Below are 15,122 nucleotides of genomic sequence, written 5' to 3'. Positions count from 1 at the left end.
GGGCCCGGCGGGCTCGTAGTCTCCCACCCCATGGAATGGACATCGTTGGTCGCCACGGTGGTGGGCGCGGTCATCGGCGTGGGCAGCACCCTCGCCACGGACCGGCTGCGCTGGCGACGGGACACGGGTGAGCGCGACAGGGAGACGCTGCGTACGGTGTCCGCCCAGTTCCTGGAAGCACTGACGGAGGCGCGCGACGCCATAAGCGACGCCAGCCGCTCGGAGCACCTCCCGGTGGACGAACGGGCCCAGCTTGCCCGCGGCAGCATCCTGACCCACGGAGTGCACGCGAAGCAGTACCAGCTGGAGCTGTTGGCCACACCGGAGGTCGCCCAGCTGGCCGGCGATGCCGCCTACCAGCTACTCCTCTACCGGGACGTGGTGGTCGCGGGCCACACGCGCGACGATGCCGAGTGCGCGCAGGTACGACGCGCCTTCCGGGAGGCCCGCCAGAAACTCATGGCTGCCATCCGATCCTCGCTGACCCGTGACTGAGAGCGCCCCAGGAGGATCTGCGGACACGACTCCGGAGGGCGTGATCCGGGGCCCGAGCCATCGCTCTTGGGTGAGAATCAGCCTTATGGCCCATTTGCATCTCTATCTGAGATGGCGGGTTCTCGTCACACTCTGCTTGGAGTGAGCGAGATATCCATTGGCTGGTGCCGAGTGCGCTGGGGGAAGCCGTTGGCATACGTTCCGATACTCAAAGGCAAGGCGGGGGAGTTCTCGGCCCTTGAGCACGTCACGCCGGCGGTTCGATCACGCATCCGCCCCGTCATGGAGCTGGTCCCTGACCCGGACGTGCGGAATGTTCTCGAGACCTTCTGTGACCGCGCAATGGACGCGGTACCGAAGGGCGCTGTTCTGACGGTGGACTGTGGAGCCCTGCCCACGGCACGAGTACTTGAGGGCGATGCCGGTGGCCCTGTGGCTCGCCTCAGCGAGTCTCTCGGCCTCCGTGGCGTGGCGATGTGCCCGGTTATCAGGCACACGGATTCCCGAGACGTCCTGGTGGAGGCCTCACAGGCGATCGCCCAGCACCAGAGAGGCGTCTGCCTGCGTGTGTCCGTTGCCGCCGACAGGCCGAACTGCCTTCCTGGTCGCGGACAGATCCGGGGGCTGCTCAAGGTGCTGAACCTGGATCCGGAAGAGGTCGACCTGCTCATTGATGCGGGGCCGGTGGATTCCAGCATCGTGAGAGATCAATTGGCCGACCGCGCATTGGCTGCGCTCACGGCACTCTCGCCGTGGCGCTGGCGGCGTGAGTGTGTTGCCGCCGGAGCGTTTCCCGTCAACCTGACCGGGTTCCCGAGGGGGCGGGCGACGCCGGTGGCCCGGCGTGATGCGCAGCTCTGGCGGCGAGTCCTGAACGGATGTCATGGGAAGTTGCCAGACTTCGGCGACTACGGTGTGACGCATCCCCGGATCCCGACGAAATCCCGTGGGACGCCGGATCCCAACATGCGCTACACGACCCCAGATGCCTGGCAGGTCTACGTCTATCCGCGAGTCCGCTCCGGCAACGATGATTTCTTCACCCTGAGCGCTGACCTGGTCGCGTCTCCGTACTGGCCTACGACAGGGGCGCGAACTTCATGGGGCGACGCACGTCTGAGTGAGTGCGCCATGCGACAGAGGTCCAAAGCCGGCGGTGGTACGGAGTGGCGGGCGTGGGCAACTTCGCATCACCTGGCAGTGGTTACATCCAGCCTCGACCAGCTCGAACACCCGTGAGCTCCGCGAAGGGAGCGGTCCCCCTGGCGTTGGCGCAAAAGGGCCGGCTTTCATTCAAGACAAACGGGACGCCTGGGGCGGGGGAGACTTCCCGCCGCAGGCGCCGAGAGTCTCGGGAGGCCACGGACGACCGACCGGTCCCGATTCCGCCACCCCTGGCCGGCATGTTCCGGTCTCGCTCGGAGGGGCGGCAACTCACCCGAGGTGGTCCACCGAGTCTTTGCTAGTCCTTGGATTCGTCTTCGTCCGTGCTGTTCTGCTCAGCCGTGGCTCGCCGGGCTTTGAAGGCATCGAACTGTGCCGAGAGAACGTACAGGTAGTCGAGCAGCGCTTCAGCCAGGGCGAGCCCGTCGGCGGCGTCTTCGCGGCTTACCGAGGTGCCGGTGAAGTGCGCGCCTTGGTTGCCGAGGACGCGCAGCTCTTGTGCCCACTCGAAGAGCCGGCCGTCGATCTTCCCGTCGTCCTTCATCTGCTCAAGCATCTTGAACAGAGGCTTGGGCCGGCTCCCGGCACTGGAAATTCCTTGGTCAATGCATACGCCCTCAAGAGTGCGGCGGACCATGACTGCCGTTGCCGTGTATGCCTTGGACGAGAAGCACTGGCGTGCCTCCTCGTGCTCGCGACGAAGAGCTTGGGGGACCTTCGGGCTCAGAGCCCTCTGTTGTTTGGGCCAGATGACCCCCGGCTCGCCGTCCCACCCCTGCCCGAAGTCCTCTTCGACCATCAGGAAGGGGTCGGCACAGACGCCGCAAACGGCCAGCTCCAGAACGTACGGCGGTTCGATGTGGCCACCCCCGTAGGCTTCACTGGTGATCCTGGCCAGCGTCGGCTTTTCGCAGTGCGGGCACATCAGTGGATGAGTCATCCCAACTCGGGTTGCGTCGCTCATATGACTGCACGCTAGCGGTGTGCCTGATGTCGTTGTGGGCGATTGACGCAACGGGCAGGGCCCTATCGCAGCTGTATCGCGACCAGTGCGTAACAACGACAAAGGCCCGGACTCAGTGGGACTGAGTTCGGGCCTTCATGCTTGGCACTTCAGCTGGTCAGCGGCGTGATCGCGCTGTCTCTGCTGGAGTGCCCCCGGCAGGATTCGAACCTGCGCACACGGCTCCGGAGGCCGTTGCTCTATCCCCTGAGCTACGGGGGCGCGTCGTTGGTGTTGCGGCGACGGGTTGAACACTACCAGCTTCCGCGGGGTGATCAGGAACGGGTTTGCGGGGGACGAGGGGGTGGTTCGCCCGCAGGGGGTGGAAGTGGCGAAAACCCGGACGCGGGGGCCCGCGCGGACCTACTCTCGAGTTGTGCCAGGCGTCTCAGGCCGGGTGCTTGTTGTCGACGACAACAAGGTCATCCGGCAGCTGATCAAGGTCAATCTCGAGCTGGAGGGCTTCGAGGTCGTGACCGCGAACGATGGTGCCGAGTGCCTGGACGTCGTGCATGAGGTGTGTCCCGATGTGATCACCCTTGATGTGGTCATGCCGCGGCTGGACGGTTTCGGGGCCGCCGCGCAGTTGCGGGCCGATCCGCGGACCAGGCACGTGCCCGTCGCCATCGTCAGCGCCTGTACGCAGCACGAGGTGGAGGCCGGGATCGCGGCCGGGGTGGACGCCTTTCTCGCGAAGCCGTTCGAGCCCACCGAGCTGGTGCAGGTCGTGCGCAGGCTGGTCGAGGGCAGGGACCGGCGTGACGGGTGGAAAGGGGCGCCTGCCGGGAGGGGGAGGGGGTAGTCCCCTCCAGTAGGGCGCGCCGTGCTCTGTTCACATGGCGAAACCCTTCGGCTGATGACGGTGCGTCTCCCCTAGGCTGGGTCCCGTGACCCCCGCAGACCTCTCCCGTTACGTCGTAAGCGCCGTGCGCCGCGCCGTCGAGGACGGGGAGCTGGGCGGGGCGGTGCCCGCGCGGGTGGTGATCGAGCGGACCCGGCCCGGTGGGGTGGGGGAGTACGCCACGCCCGTCGCCTTCCAGATCGCGAAGGGCGCCGGACGGCGGCCGGCCGAGGTCGCCGAGGTGCTGGCCCGGCGCCTGGGCGGCGTGGCCGGGATCGAGCGGGTCGACGTCACCGGGGCCGGGTTCCTGAACTTCGCGCTGAGCCCCCTTTCCGCCGCCCGGCTGGTGCGTGACGTGCGTCCGGTGATCGTCACCGACGTCGAGGCCGGAGTTCCCGGCACGCCGGCCCGCGAGCGGCTCGTACGGGCCGCCGTCGCGCGGATCGAGGCCCAGCAGGGCGTCCCGCCCGGCCCGGAGCCGGTGGCCGTCGCGCCCGTCGCGCGCCGGGACGGGGACGTGCTCGCGCGGTACGGGGCCGACGCCGTCGCCTGGGCCGTCCTCACCACCCCCGCGCGCGAGACCCCGGAGTTCTCCGACGCGCTGCTCGTACAGGGGGAGGACAACGAGCTCTTCCGGGTGCGGTACGCCCACGCCCGCGCCCACGCGCTCGTACGCAACGCCGATCAGCTGGGCTTCCGGCCCGAGGCGGGGGAGGTGCCCGACGCGCCCCGGCTGCTGCGCGCCCTCGCCGACCACCCCGTCGTCCTCGAAGCCGCCGCGCACCACCGCGCGCCCGAGCGGCTCGCCCGGCACCTCGTCGAGCTGGCCGACGCGCTGCTCGACTTCCAGTACCGCGTCCTGCCCAAGGGTGACGAGAAACCCTCGGCCGCCCACCGCGCCCGGCTGGCTCTTGCCGAAGCCGCCGGGACGGTGCTGGCCGGCGGCCTGGCCCTGCTCGGCATAGACGCACCGACACGCCTGTGACCCGCGAAGAGAGATACCGATGAGCCGTTCCGCGCACCCCGCCGGGCCCCGCCACGCCGACGTCCTGCCCGAGGGGCACTACTCCCCGCCGCCCGCCGACCTGAACGCGCTGGACGAGCGGGTCTGGGCCCGGACCGTCACCCGCGGCGCCGACGGCGTCGTCTCCGTCGGCGGCATCGAAGTGACCCGGCTGGCCGAGGAGTTCGGGACGCCCGCCTACTTCCTCGACGAGGAGGACTTCCGGGAGCGCTGCCGGGCCTGGGCGCACGCCTTCGGCCCCGACGCCGACGTCTTCTACGCCGGCAAGGCGTTCCTGTCCAAGGCCGTCGTGAAGTGGCTGAAGGAGGAGGGGCTGAACGTCGACGTGTGCTCCGGCGGGGAGCTGACCACCGCGCTCGCCGCCGGGATGCCCGCCGCGCGGATCGCCTTCCACGGCAACAACAAGTCCGAGGGCGAGATCCGCCGGGCCGTCGGGGCCGGGGTCGGACGGATCGTGCTCGACTCCTTCCAGGAGATCGCCCGCGTCGCGCACATCGCTCGCGAGCTGGGCGTACGCCAGCCCGTCCAGATCCGTGTGACCGTCGGCGTCGAGGCGCACACCCACGAGTTCATCGCCACCGCGCACGAGGACCAGAAGTTCGGCATCGCGGTCGCCGACGGGTCCGCCGCCGAGGCCGTGCGCCGGGCGCTCGGGCACGACTCGCTGGAGCTGCTCGGCGTCCACTCCCACATCGGTTCGCAGATCTTCGACATGGCCGGCTTCGAGGTCTCCGCCAAGCGCGTCGTGCGGCTGCTGGCCGCCGTACGGGACGAGCACGGGGTGGAGCTGCCCGAGATCGACCTCGGCGGTGGCCTCGGTATCGCGTACACCTCGAACGACGACCCGCGCGAGCCCCACGAGATCGCCAAGGCCCTGCACGAGATCGTGGCCCGGGAGTGCGAGAGCGCCGGGCTGCGCGCCCCCCGGATCTCCGTGGAGCCGGGCCGCGCCATCGTCGGCCCGACCGCGTTCACCCTGTACGAGGTGGGGACGATCAAGCCGCTGGAGGGGCTCCGTACGTACGTCAGCGTCGACGGCGGGATGTCGGACAACATCCGGACGGCCCTGTACGACGCGGAGTACTCCATCTCCCTGGTCTCCCGCACGTCGGACGCCGAGCCCATGCTCGTACGCGTCGTCGGCAAGCACTGCGAGAGCGGGGACATCGTCGTGAAGGACGCGTTCCTGCCCGCCGACCTCGCGCCCGGCGACCTCCTCGCCGTCCCGGCCACCGGCGCGTACTGCCGCTCCATGGCCAGCAACTACAACCACGCGCTCCGCCCGCCCGTCGTCGCCGTGCGTGACGGGCAGGCCCGAGTGATCGTCCGCCGGGAGACGGAGGAAGATCTCCTGCGTCTCGACCTCGGATGATGAAATAGGTGTCTCACTCAATGGACCGAGGATGGAAACTGCTGTCCATTGAGTGAGACTTGTTCCACCCGGCGGGCAAACCGCCCGCACGGGGACTGATGGAAGATCGAAAGGCGTAGGTCGAATGATGCGTACGCGTCCGCTGAAGGTGGCGCTGCTGGGCTGTGGAGTGGTCGGCTCGGAAGTGGCTCGCATCATGACGACGCACGCCGACGACCTCACGCAGAGGATCGGCGCGCCCGTCGAGCTCGCCGGCGTGGCCGTGCGCCGCCCCTCCAAGGTCCGCGAGGGCATCGATCCCGCGCTGGTCACCACCGATGCGACCGCCCTCCTCAAACGCGGTGACATCGACATCGCCATCGAGGTCATCGGCGGCATCGAGCCCGCCCGCACCCTCATCACCACCGCCTTCGAGCAGGGCATCTCCGTGGTCTCCGCGAACAAGGCGCTGCTCGCCCAGGACGGTGCCGCGCTGCACGCCGCGGCCGAGCAGCACGGCAGGGACCTCTACTACGAGGCCGCCGTCGCCGGCGCCATCCCGCTGGTCCGCCCGATGCGCGAGTCGCTCGCCGGCGACAAGATCAACCGGGTGATGGGCATCGTCAACGGCACGACGAACTTCATCCTCGACAAGATGGACTCCACCGGCGCCGGGTACCAGGAGGCGCTCGACGAGGCCACCGCGCTCGGGTACGCCGAGGCGGACCCGACCGCCGACGTCGAGGGCTACGACGCCGCCGCCAAGGCCGCGATCCTGGCCGGCATCGCCTTCCACACCCGCGTCCGCCTCGACGACGTGTACCGCGAGGGCATGACCGAGGTCAGCGCCGCCGACTTCGCCTCCGCGAAGCGGATGGGCTGCACCATCAAGCTCCTCGCCATCCTGGAGCGCGCCGCCGACGGCGAGTCCGTCACCGCCCGCGTCCACCCGGCGATGATCCCGCTCAGCCACCCGCTCGCCTCCGTCCGCGAGGCGTACAACGCCGTCTTCGTCGAGGCGGAGGCCGCCGGGCGGCTCATGTTCTACGGGCCCGGCGCGGGCGGCGCGCCGACCGCGTCCGCGGTCCTCGGCGACCTCGTCGCCGTCGCCCGCAACAAGCTCGCCGAGGCAACGGGGCCCGGCGAGTCGGCGTACACCCAGCTGCCGGTCAGCCCCATGGGGGATGTCGTCACCCGCTACCACATCAGCCTCGATGTGGCGGACAAGCCGGGCGTCCTCGCCCAGGTGGCGACCACCTTCGCGGAGCACGGTGTCTCGATCGACACCGTGCGGCAGCAGGGCAAGGACGGCGAGGCCTCCCTCGTCGTCGTCACCCACCGCGCACCCGACGCCGCCCTCTCCGGGACCGTCGAGGCGCTGCGGAAGCTGGACACCGTCCGCGGTGTCGCCAGCATCATGCGTGTTGAAGGGGAGTAAGGACCCATGAGCAGCAATCGCACCCACCAGTGGCGCGGCATCATCGAGGAGTACCGGGACCGCCTGCCGGTGACGGACACGACTCCCGTGGTGACGCTCCGTGAGGGCGGTACTCCCCTCGTCCCCGCCCAGGTGCTCTCCGAGCGCACCGGCTGCGAGGTGCACCTGAAGGTCGAGGGTGCGAACCCGACCGGGTCCTTCAAGGACCGCGGCATGACCATGGCGATCACCAAGGCCAAGGAAGAGGGTGCGAAGGCGGTCATCTGCGCCTCCACCGGCAACACTTCCGCCTCCGCCGCCGCGTATGCGGTGCGCGCCGGGATGGTCTCCGCGGTGCTCGTGCCCCGCGGCAAGATCGCGCTCGGCAAGATGGGCCAGGCGCTGGTGCACGGCGCCAAGATCCTTCAGGTGGACGGCAACTTCGACGACTGCCTGAACCTGGCCCGCGCGCTCTCCGACAACTATCCGGTCGCGCTGGTCAATTCGGTCAACCCGGTACGTATCGAGGGCCAGAAGACGGCCGCGTTCGAGATCGTCGACGCGCTCGGTGACGCGCCCGACATCCACGTGCTGCCCGTCGGCAACGCCGGCAACATCACCGCGTACTGGAAGGGCTTCAAGGAGTACAAGGCCGACGGCCTGTCCACCCGTACGCCCCGCGTGTGGGGTTTCCAGGCCTCCGGCTCCGCGCCCATCGTGCGCGGCGAGATCGTCAAGGAGCCGCACACCATCGCCACCGCGATCCGGATCGGCAACCCGGCGTCCTGGGACTACGCGCTGGCCGCGCGTGACGAGTCGGGCGGCTTCATCGACGAGGTGACGGACCGCCAGATCCTCGCCGCCTACCGCCTGTTGGCCGCGCAGGAGGGCGTCTTCGTCGAGCCCGCCTCGGCCGCCTCGGTGGCCGGTCTGCTCAAGGCCGCCGAGCTGGGCCTGGTCGACCCCGGTCAGAAGATCGTGTGCACCGTCACCGGCAACGGCCTGAAGGACCCCGACTGGGCGATCGCCGGCGCTCCGCAGCCGGTCACCGTTCCGGTGGACGCCGAAGCCGCCGCCGTGCGCCTCGGCCTGGTCTGACAGCGGTACCGCAGCACCGTGTGAGCCGGGTCCCGGAGGGCTCGTGAAGACCCGCAGAGGCTTCCCGAGATCCTTCGGAACCCGGCAACTCACCCCGTACGACAACAAAAACGCAGCCGAAGTCGGTCGAAGTCGGTCGAAGTCCGCGACACGCATCGTGCGCCTCCTGTGCGCCCTATGTCGCGAGAGAACCTTCCTTCGATACGCTGTACCTACATCCGCCACCGCGCATATGACTGCGGTGCTGCCCCGAGGGCCTTCGGGTGTCGTACGTTCTCCAGTACATTCGCAGCGAGCCAGCGAAGAGCGAAGATCTCGCACAGTCACAAGGAGTGTCATCGGACGATGGCCGGTCCAGCGTTCCGCGCCGCCGCCGTACGGGTGCGCGTCCCCGCCAGCAGTGCCAACCTCGGCCCGGGCTTCGACGCCCTGGGTCTGGCCCTGGGGCTCTACGACGACGTAGTCGTCCGGGTGGCCGACTCCGGCCTGAACATCGACATCGCCGGTGAGGGCGCCGACACCCTCCCGCGGGACGAGAGCCACCTGCTCGTACGCTCCATGCGCACCGCCTTCGACCTGCTGGGCGGCCAGCCGCGCGGACTCGAAGTCGTCTGCGCGAACCGCATCCCGCACGGCCGCGGCCTCGGTTCCTCCTCCGCCGCGATCTGCGCCGGCATCGTCGCCGCCCGCGCCGTGACCATAGGCGGCGAGGCCAAGCTCGACGACGCGGCGCTGCTGGAGCTCGCGACCGAGATCGAGGGGCACCCCGACAACGTCGCGGCCTGTCTGCTCGGCGGGTTCACCCTTGCCTGGATGGACGGCGGCAGCGCCAAGGCCATCCGGATGGAGCCCGCCGAATCCATCGTTCCGGTGGTCTTCGTACCCTCCAGGCCGGTCCTCACCGAGACGGCGCGCGGCCTGCTGCCGCGCAGCGTCCCGCACGTGGACGCGGCCGTGAACGCGGGTCGCGCGGGCCTGCTCGTGGAAGCCCTGACCAGGCGTCCCGAGTTCCTCCTGCCGGCCACCGAAGACCGGCTCCACCAGGAGTACCGGTCCCCGGCGATGCCCGAGAGCGTGGCACTCGTCAACAGGCTGCGGGCGGACGGGATCCCCGCGGTCATCTCCGGCGCGGGCCCCACGGTCCTCGCGCTGGTCGACAACGGCGCGGCCGACAAGGTCGCGCAGCTCGCGGGCGAGGGGTGGGCAGCCAACCGGCTGGCACTCGACGCCGCGGGCGCGAGCGTACTTCCGCTGGGCACTCAGGGCGGCTAGACCCGCTTTCCCGGAGTGCACAGCCGGTCAGGGGCGGGCGGCCAGGGCAGGCCGCCCGCACGGAAGGGCGCGATTGCCGGTGATTGAGAGGGGGAATATCTATTGGATCCGGTAGTGTTAGTCTCAAGTGCGCATCGGAAGCCGTCATGGCTCGGTGCTCAGTGTCCCCATACGGGACCACATTTCTTCCGGGAGCCTCCCCGACTGCTTTGATCACTTCCAGCAGTTTCGAGCACGCTCCGGAATCGGCGTGACATTCCCACGCTTTCAGCTCGGGGGCTTCTCGCCGGAACCAGCCATGCACGTTTCTTCCGCCGTATTTCTACCGGCGGACCACCGCCCCGGCACGGTCCACACCTAGGACCGTTGTCGGACAGCACAACCGGTCGCCGAGCCAGACAGGCCGACGTCCGCTCCAGGGAAGGACCCTTCGTGAGCGACACCACCGATCTGATGGGCGCTGCCGACACCTCTGTCGACACCAGTGCCCCCGCCGCGGGCGCCGCACCCAAGCGTCGACGCACCGGCACCGGCCTTGACGGCATGGTCCTGGCCGAGCTGCAGCAGGTCGCGTCGGGCCTCGGGATCAGGGGCACCGCGCGGATGCGCAAGAGCCAGCTGATCGAGGTCATCAAGGAGGCGCAGGCGGGCAGCGGCGCCCCCAAGGCCGCCGCCTCCGCAGCCGCGGGCACCGCCGAGGCCAAGCCGAAGCGCCGCGCCACCAGCAAGGCCCGCACGGGTGAGGCCGCCGCCGAGGCGCCTGCCGAGAAGCCTGCCGCGCAGGCGCAGATCGAGATCCCCGGCCAGCCGGCCAGCGACGACGCCCCGGTCGGCGAGCGCCGCCGCCGTCGCGCCACGGCCCCCTCCGGCAGCCCGGAGGCCTCGGCCCCCGTCGCCGTGCAGGTCGAGCAGAAGACCGAGACCGCGCCCGCCGCCACCGCCCCCTCCGAGGCCAAGGCCGAGGCCGCCACCGCGGTCTCCGCCGGCCAGGCGCAGGGCCAGGACGGCGAGGGCCGTGGCCGTCGCGACCGCCGTGACCGCGGTGACCGCGCCGAGCGCACCGACCGTCAGCGCGACCGCCGTGACCGCGGCGCCAAGGCCGACGACCAGGGCCAGGGCGGCCAGGGTCAGGGCCAGGGCGCGCAGGGTGGCCAGGGCGGACAGGGCGGCGGCCGTCAGGACCGCGCCGACCGCCAGCAGCAGGGCGGCCGTGGCCAGGGCCAGGGTCAGCAGGGCCGTCAGGACCGCCAGGACAACGGTCCCCAGGACGACTTCGACGGTGAGGACGGCCGTCGTGGCCGTCGCGGCCGCTACCGCGACCGCCGTGGCCGCCGCGGCCGCGACGAGTTCGCGCCGAGCGAGCCGCAGGTCGCCGACGACGACGTGCTGATCCCCGTCGCGGGCATCCTCGACATCCTCGACAACTACGCGTTCATCCGGACGTCGGGCTACCTGCCCGGCCCCAACGACGTGTACGTCTCCCTCGCCCAGGTCCGCAAGGCCGGCCTGCGCAAGGGCGACCACACCACGGGTGCCGTGCGCCAGCCCAAGGACGGCGAGCGCCGCGAGAAGTTCAACGCCCTGGTGCGTCTGGACTCGGTGAACGGCATGGCGCCCGAATCCGGCCGTGGACGCCCGGAGTTCCAGAAGCTGACCCCGCTGTACCCCCAGGACCGGCTCCGTCTGGAGACCGACCCGGGCGTGCTGACGACCCGCATCATCGACCTCGTGTCGCCGATCGGCAAGGGTCAGCGAGGCCTGATCGTGGCCCCGCCGAAGACCGGTAAGACCATGATCATGCAGGCGATCGCCAACGCGATCACCACCAACAACCCCGAGTGCCACCTGATGGTCGTCCTGGTCGACGAGCGTCCGGAAGAGGTCACCGACATGCAGCGGTCGGTCAAGGGCGAGGTCATCTCCTCGACCTTCGACCGCCCGGCCGAGGACCACACCACCGTCGCCGAGCTGGCCATCGAGCGCGCCAAGCGTCTCGTCGAGCTGGGTCACGACGTGGTCGTCCTGCTGGACTCCATCACCCGTCTGGGCCGCGCGTACAACCTCGCGGCGCCCGCCTCCGGCCGCATCCTCTCCGGTGGTGTCGACTCGACCGCGCTGTACCCGCCGAAGCGCTTCTTCGGCGCCGCGCGCAACATCGAGGACGGCGGCTCGCTGACCATCCTGGCCACCGCGCTCGTCGACACCGGCTCGCGCATGGACGAGGTGATCTTCGAGGAGTTCAAGGGCACCGGCAACATGGAGCTCAAGCTCGACCGGAAGCTCGCCGACAAGCGCATCTTCCCGGCCGTCGACGTCGACCCGTCGGGCACCCGCAAGGAGGAGATCCTCCTCAACGCGGAGGAGCTCGCCATCGTCTGGAAGCTGCGCCGGGTGCTGCACGCGCTCGACTCGCAGCAGGCGATCGAGCTGCTGCTCGACAAGATGAAGCAGACGAAGTCGAACGCCGAGTTCCTGATGCAGATCGCGAAGACGACCCCGTCGGGCAAGAACGACGACTGACGTCCCGCCCGCGCATCACCCGACAGCCCCCGCCGCACCCGCGGCGGGGGCTGTCGCGCGTAAGGGCGCCACTTCGGGGTACACGCGTACGAGCGCCGCAGGCGGGCGGTTCGGGCCGGAATGGAACCCTGCGCGGCGTACGCCCGTCTGTGTCAGAGGAACCGCGGGGTGGACGGCGGTCCGGAACGACCGGAGACCGGACACAGGACTGAGGAGAGCATGACCGAGGAGAGCAGGGGCCACGGCGGACGTGCCGAGGCCCGGCGCCGGCGCAAGCCGGCCAAGCGCCGCAAGGCACTCGCCGTCGTCGCCTGGAGCGCCGCGGGGGTGGTCCTGCTGGGGGGAGCGGGCCTCGGCTACTTCTACTTCAAGTTCAACGGCAACCTGAAGACCGTCGACATCGACCAGGCGCTCGGCACCGACCGCCCGCAGAACGTCGACAACGGCTCGATGGACATCCTCGTCCTCGGCTCCGACTCCCGGGGCGGCGCCAACGGTGAGTACGGCCAGGACGACGGCGGCTCCGCCCGCTCCGACACGGCGATGATCATCCACCTCTACGAGGGCCACGAGAAGGCCAGCGTGGTGTCCATACCGCGCGACACCATGATCTCCCGGCCCTCCTGCGCGACCGCGGGCGGCAAGACCGACCCCGGCGGGCAGCGCACGCAGTTCAACGAGGCCTTCACCGTCGGCGGGGCGGCCTGCGCGGTCAAGACCGTCGAGAAGATGTCGGGGATCCGCATGGATCACTACATAGAGGTCGACTTCACCGGCTTCAAGAAGATCATCGACAACCTCGGCGGCGTCGAGGTGACCACCACCAAGCCGATCAAGGACGGGTCCAGCCACCTGGACCTCGCGGCCGGCACCAACAGGCTCGACGGTGAGCAGGCCCTCGGCCTCGTACGCACCCGCAAGAGCGTCGGCGACGGCAGCGACCTGGGCCGAATACAGCTCCAGCAGGCCTTCATCAAGGCGCTCATCAAGCAGGTGAAGGGCGTCGGGCTGTTCGACAACCCCAAGAAGCTGCTCGGCCTCGCCGACTCCGCGACCAAGGCGATCACCACCGACAAGGCGCTCGGCGATGTGAAGTCCCTCATGGGCTTCGCCCAGGGGCTGCAGGGCATCGACTCCCAGGACATGCAGATGATCACGCTGCCGGTGACCACGGACCCCCGCGACGCGAACCGCGTGGTCCCGCTCACCAAGGAGACGAAGATGGTCTGGGACGCCCTGCTGGCGGACCGGCCGATCCCGGCCGAGGCCACCGTGAACTCCTCCGGGGACAAGAGCGCCGCCGGGGCGATCGTCCAGTAGTGCCCCTCCCGGCAGGGCCCGGGGGCCGGTCCGGAATAGATGGCGACCCCCTGCCGTTGAGGGAAGCGTCCTCAGAATTTTGACAGGCAGCCCGGTCCTGGCAGACTGGTCTGTCGGCCCCGGTTCACGCAGTGCGCAATTCGGCTCCTGCGACCCGGCGCCCTCCCGAATCTAGGAGACACCTTGAAGCGCGATGTTCACCCCGAGTACGTCGAGACCCAGGTCAGCTGCACCTGTGGCGCGTCGTTCACCACCCGTAGCACCCTGACCGAGGGCTCCATCCGAGCCGAGGTCTGCTCCGAGTGCCACCCGTTCTACACGGGCAAGCAGAAGATCCTCGACACCGGTGGCCGTGTGGCCCGCTTCGAGGCGCGCTTCGGCAAGGGCGCGGCCAAGAAGTAGCGCGACCCAGGCGCCGGTCTCCGGCCGCCCCCTGTCCACTCGGGGGCGGCCGGACCGGCGCCTTTGTCGTCGTCTCGCCCAGTCGCCCCGTGCAGTCCCCTCGCACTTTCACCCCAGGAGTCCCCCGATGTTCGAAGCGGTCGAGGAATTGGTCGGCGAACACGCCGATCTTGAGAAGAAGCTCGCCGACCCTTCGGTCCACTCGGATCAGGCCAACGCGCGCAAGCTGAACAAGCGCTACGCGGAGCTGACCCCGATCGTCGCGACCTTCCGTGCCTGGAAGCAGTCCGCCGAGGACATCGAGACGGCCAAGGAGTTCGCGGCCGACGACCCCGACTTCGCCGCCGAGGCCAAGGAACTGACCGCACAGCGCGAGGAGCTCACCGAGAAGCTCCGCCTGCTGCTCGTTCCCCGTGACCCCAGCGACGACAAGGACGTCCTCCTGGAGGTCAAGGCGGGCGCGGGCGGCGACGAGTCGGCGCTCTTCGCCGGCGACCTGCTGCGCATGTACCTGCGCTACGCCGAGCGCGTGGGCTGGAAGACCGAGATCATCGACGCCACCGAGTCCGAGCTCGGCGGCTACAAGGACGTCCAGGTCTCCGTCCGCACCAAGGGCGGCAACGGCGCCACCGAGCCCGGCCAGGGCGTGTGGGCCCGCCTGAAGTACGAGGGCGGCGTGCACCGCGTCCAGCGGGTTCCGGCCACCGAGTCCCAGGGCCGCATCCACACCTCCGCCGCCGGCGTGCTCGTCACCCCGGAGGCCGAGGAGGTCGAGGTCGAGATCAACATGAACGACCTCCGCATCGACGTGTACCGCTCGTCCGGCCCCGGCGGCCAGTCCGTCAACACCACCGACTCGGCCGTGCGCATCACGCACATCCCGACCGGTGTGGTCGCCTCCTGCCAGAACGAGAAGAGCCAGCTCCAGAACAAGGAGCAGGCCATGCGCATCCTGCGCTCGCGGCTCCTCGCCGCCGCCCAGGAGGCCGCCGAGCAGGAGGCCTCGGACGTGCGCCGCAGCCAGGTGCGCTCCGTGGACCGTTCCGAGAAGATCCGGACGTACAACTACCCGGAAAACCGGATCTCGGACCACCGGACCGGCTTCAAGGCGTACAACTTGGACCAGGTGCTCGACGGTGACCTCGACGCCGTCATCCAGGCCTGTGTCGACACGGACTCCGCGGCCAAGCTCGCGGCCGCGCACTGATCTGACCC

13 protein-coding genes and 1 tRNA gene are annotated in these 15,122 nt (G+C 69.8%); 12 read left to right on the top strand and 2 right to left on the bottom strand.

The features are described 5' to 3' along the window. Positions 1-30 precede the first annotated feature (30 nt). Together Sspor_RS15800 and Sspor_RS15795 are read left to right on the top strand one after the other, a co-directional pair. On the top strand, positions 31-495 hold the full coding sequence (locus Sspor_RS15800) for a hypothetical protein (protein ID WP_202199711.1): 465 nt from the start codon (positions 31-33) through the stop codon (positions 493-495). Positions 496-636: 141 nt separating this feature from the next. Beyond that, the gene (locus Sspor_RS15795) at positions 637-1,734 is read left to right on the top strand and encodes a beta family protein (RefSeq protein ID WP_237403879.1); all 1,098 of its coding nucleotides are present in this window, start codon (positions 637-639) and stop codon (positions 1,732-1,734) included. A 223-nt stretch (positions 1,735-1,957) separates the two neighbouring features. Here Sspor_RS15795 and Sspor_RS15790 read toward each other — a convergent pair whose 3' ends face one another. After that, a complete protein-coding gene (locus Sspor_RS15790) occupies positions 1,958-2,623 on the bottom strand; it encodes a DUF4145 domain-containing protein (RefSeq protein ID WP_202199710.1) in 666 nt (221 codons plus the stop codon). Between the two features lie 189 nt (positions 2,624-2,812). Further along, positions 2,813-2,884, bottom strand: a tRNA-Arg gene (locus Sspor_RS15785). Between the two features lie 100 nt (positions 2,885-2,984). Between Sspor_RS15785 and Sspor_RS15780 the strand changes: the two genes are divergently transcribed. The 10 genes from Sspor_RS15780 (at position 2,985) to prfA (ending at position 15,114) form a co-directional block, all read left to right on the top strand. Continuing rightward, a complete protein-coding gene (locus tag Sspor_RS15780) occupies positions 2,985-3,464 on the top strand; it encodes a response regulator (protein ID WP_373318903.1) in 480 nt (159 codons plus the stop codon). A gap of 85 nt (positions 3,465-3,549) precedes the next feature. Then, a complete protein-coding gene (gene nrtL / locus Sspor_RS15775; RefSeq protein ID WP_202199709.1) occupies positions 3,550-4,488 on the top strand; it encodes an ArgS-related anticodon-binding protein NrtL in 939 nt (312 codons plus the stop codon). Between the two features lie 19 nt (positions 4,489-4,507). Beyond that, on the top strand, positions 4,508-5,899 hold the full coding sequence (gene lysA / locus Sspor_RS15770) for a diaminopimelate decarboxylase (protein ID WP_202199708.1): 1,392 nt from the start codon (positions 4,508-4,510) through the stop codon (positions 5,897-5,899). Positions 5,900-6,026: 127 nt separating this feature from the next. After that, a complete protein-coding gene (locus Sspor_RS15765) occupies positions 6,027-7,316 on the top strand; it encodes a homoserine dehydrogenase (protein ID WP_202203678.1) in 1,290 nt (429 codons plus the stop codon). Between the two features lie 6 nt (positions 7,317-7,322). Then, complete coding sequence (gene thrC / locus Sspor_RS15760; protein WP_202199707.1) at positions 7,323-8,393, top strand: threonine synthase; 1,071 nt, start codon at positions 7,323-7,325, stop codon at positions 8,391-8,393. A gap of 345 nt (positions 8,394-8,738) precedes the next feature. Next, on the top strand, positions 8,739-9,665 hold the full coding sequence (thrB, locus tag Sspor_RS15755) for a homoserine kinase (protein WP_202199706.1): 927 nt from the start codon (positions 8,739-8,741) through the stop codon (positions 9,663-9,665). A gap of 432 nt (positions 9,666-10,097) precedes the next feature. Then, on the top strand, positions 10,098-12,185 hold the full coding sequence (rho, locus tag Sspor_RS15750) for a transcription termination factor Rho (RefSeq protein WP_202199705.1): 2,088 nt from the start codon (positions 10,098-10,100) through the stop codon (positions 12,183-12,185). 219 nt (positions 12,186-12,404) lie between these two features. Continuing rightward, positions 12,405-13,505: an LCP family protein gene (locus tag Sspor_RS15745; RefSeq protein ID WP_202199704.1), complete on the top strand. Its 1,101-nt coding sequence runs from the start codon at positions 12,405-12,407 to the stop codon at positions 13,503-13,505. Between the two features lie 183 nt (positions 13,506-13,688). Then, positions 13,689-13,907 carry a 50S ribosomal protein L31 gene (rpmE, locus tag Sspor_RS15740; RefSeq protein ID WP_030708126.1) on the top strand — a complete coding sequence of 73 codons (219 nt, stop codon included), beginning with the start codon at positions 13,689-13,691 and terminating at the stop codon, positions 13,905-13,907. A 127-nt stretch (positions 13,908-14,034) separates the two neighbouring features. Beyond that, complete coding sequence (gene prfA / locus Sspor_RS15735; protein ID WP_030008687.1) at positions 14,035-15,114, top strand: peptide chain release factor 1; 1,080 nt, start codon at positions 14,035-14,037, stop codon at positions 15,112-15,114. Positions 15,115-15,122 lie beyond the last annotated feature (8 nt).

It is taken from the genome of Streptomyces spororaveus, from assembly GCF_016755875.1.
Taxonomy (GTDB): Bacteria; Actinomycetota; Actinomycetes; order Streptomycetales; family Streptomycetaceae; genus Streptomyces; species Streptomyces spororaveus.
This window is presented reverse-complemented; position numbering and strand designations above follow the sequence as displayed.

What these genes read in the sequence shown, in the direction of transcription:
- Sspor_RS15800 (WP_202199711.1), top strand. Translation starts at nt 31, where the DNA reads ATGGAATGGACATCGTTGGTCGCCACGGTGGTGGGCGCGGTCATCGGC.
- Sspor_RS15790 (WP_202199710.1), bottom strand. Translation starts at nt 2,623, where the DNA reads ATGAGCGACGCAACCCGAGTTGGGATGACTCATCCACTGATGTGCCCG.
- lysA (WP_202199708.1), top strand. Translation starts at nt 4,508, where the DNA reads ATGAGCCGTTCCGCGCACCCCGCCGGGCCCCGCCACGCCGACGTCCTG.
- Sspor_RS15765 (WP_202203678.1), top strand. Translation starts at nt 6,027, where the DNA reads ATGCGTACGCGTCCGCTGAAGGTGGCGCTGCTGGGCTGTGGAGTGGTC.
- thrC (WP_202199707.1), top strand. Translation starts at nt 7,323, where the DNA reads ATGAGCAGCAATCGCACCCACCAGTGGCGCGGCATCATCGAGGAGTAC.
- thrB (WP_202199706.1), top strand. Translation starts at nt 8,739, where the DNA reads ATGGCCGGTCCAGCGTTCCGCGCCGCCGCCGTACGGGTGCGCGTCCCC.
- Sspor_RS15745 (WP_202199704.1), top strand. Translation starts at nt 12,405, where the DNA reads ATGACCGAGGAGAGCAGGGGCCACGGCGGACGTGCCGAGGCCCGGCGC.
- prfA (WP_030008687.1), top strand. Translation starts at nt 14,035, where the DNA reads ATGTTCGAAGCGGTCGAGGAATTGGTCGGCGAACACGCCGATCTTGAG.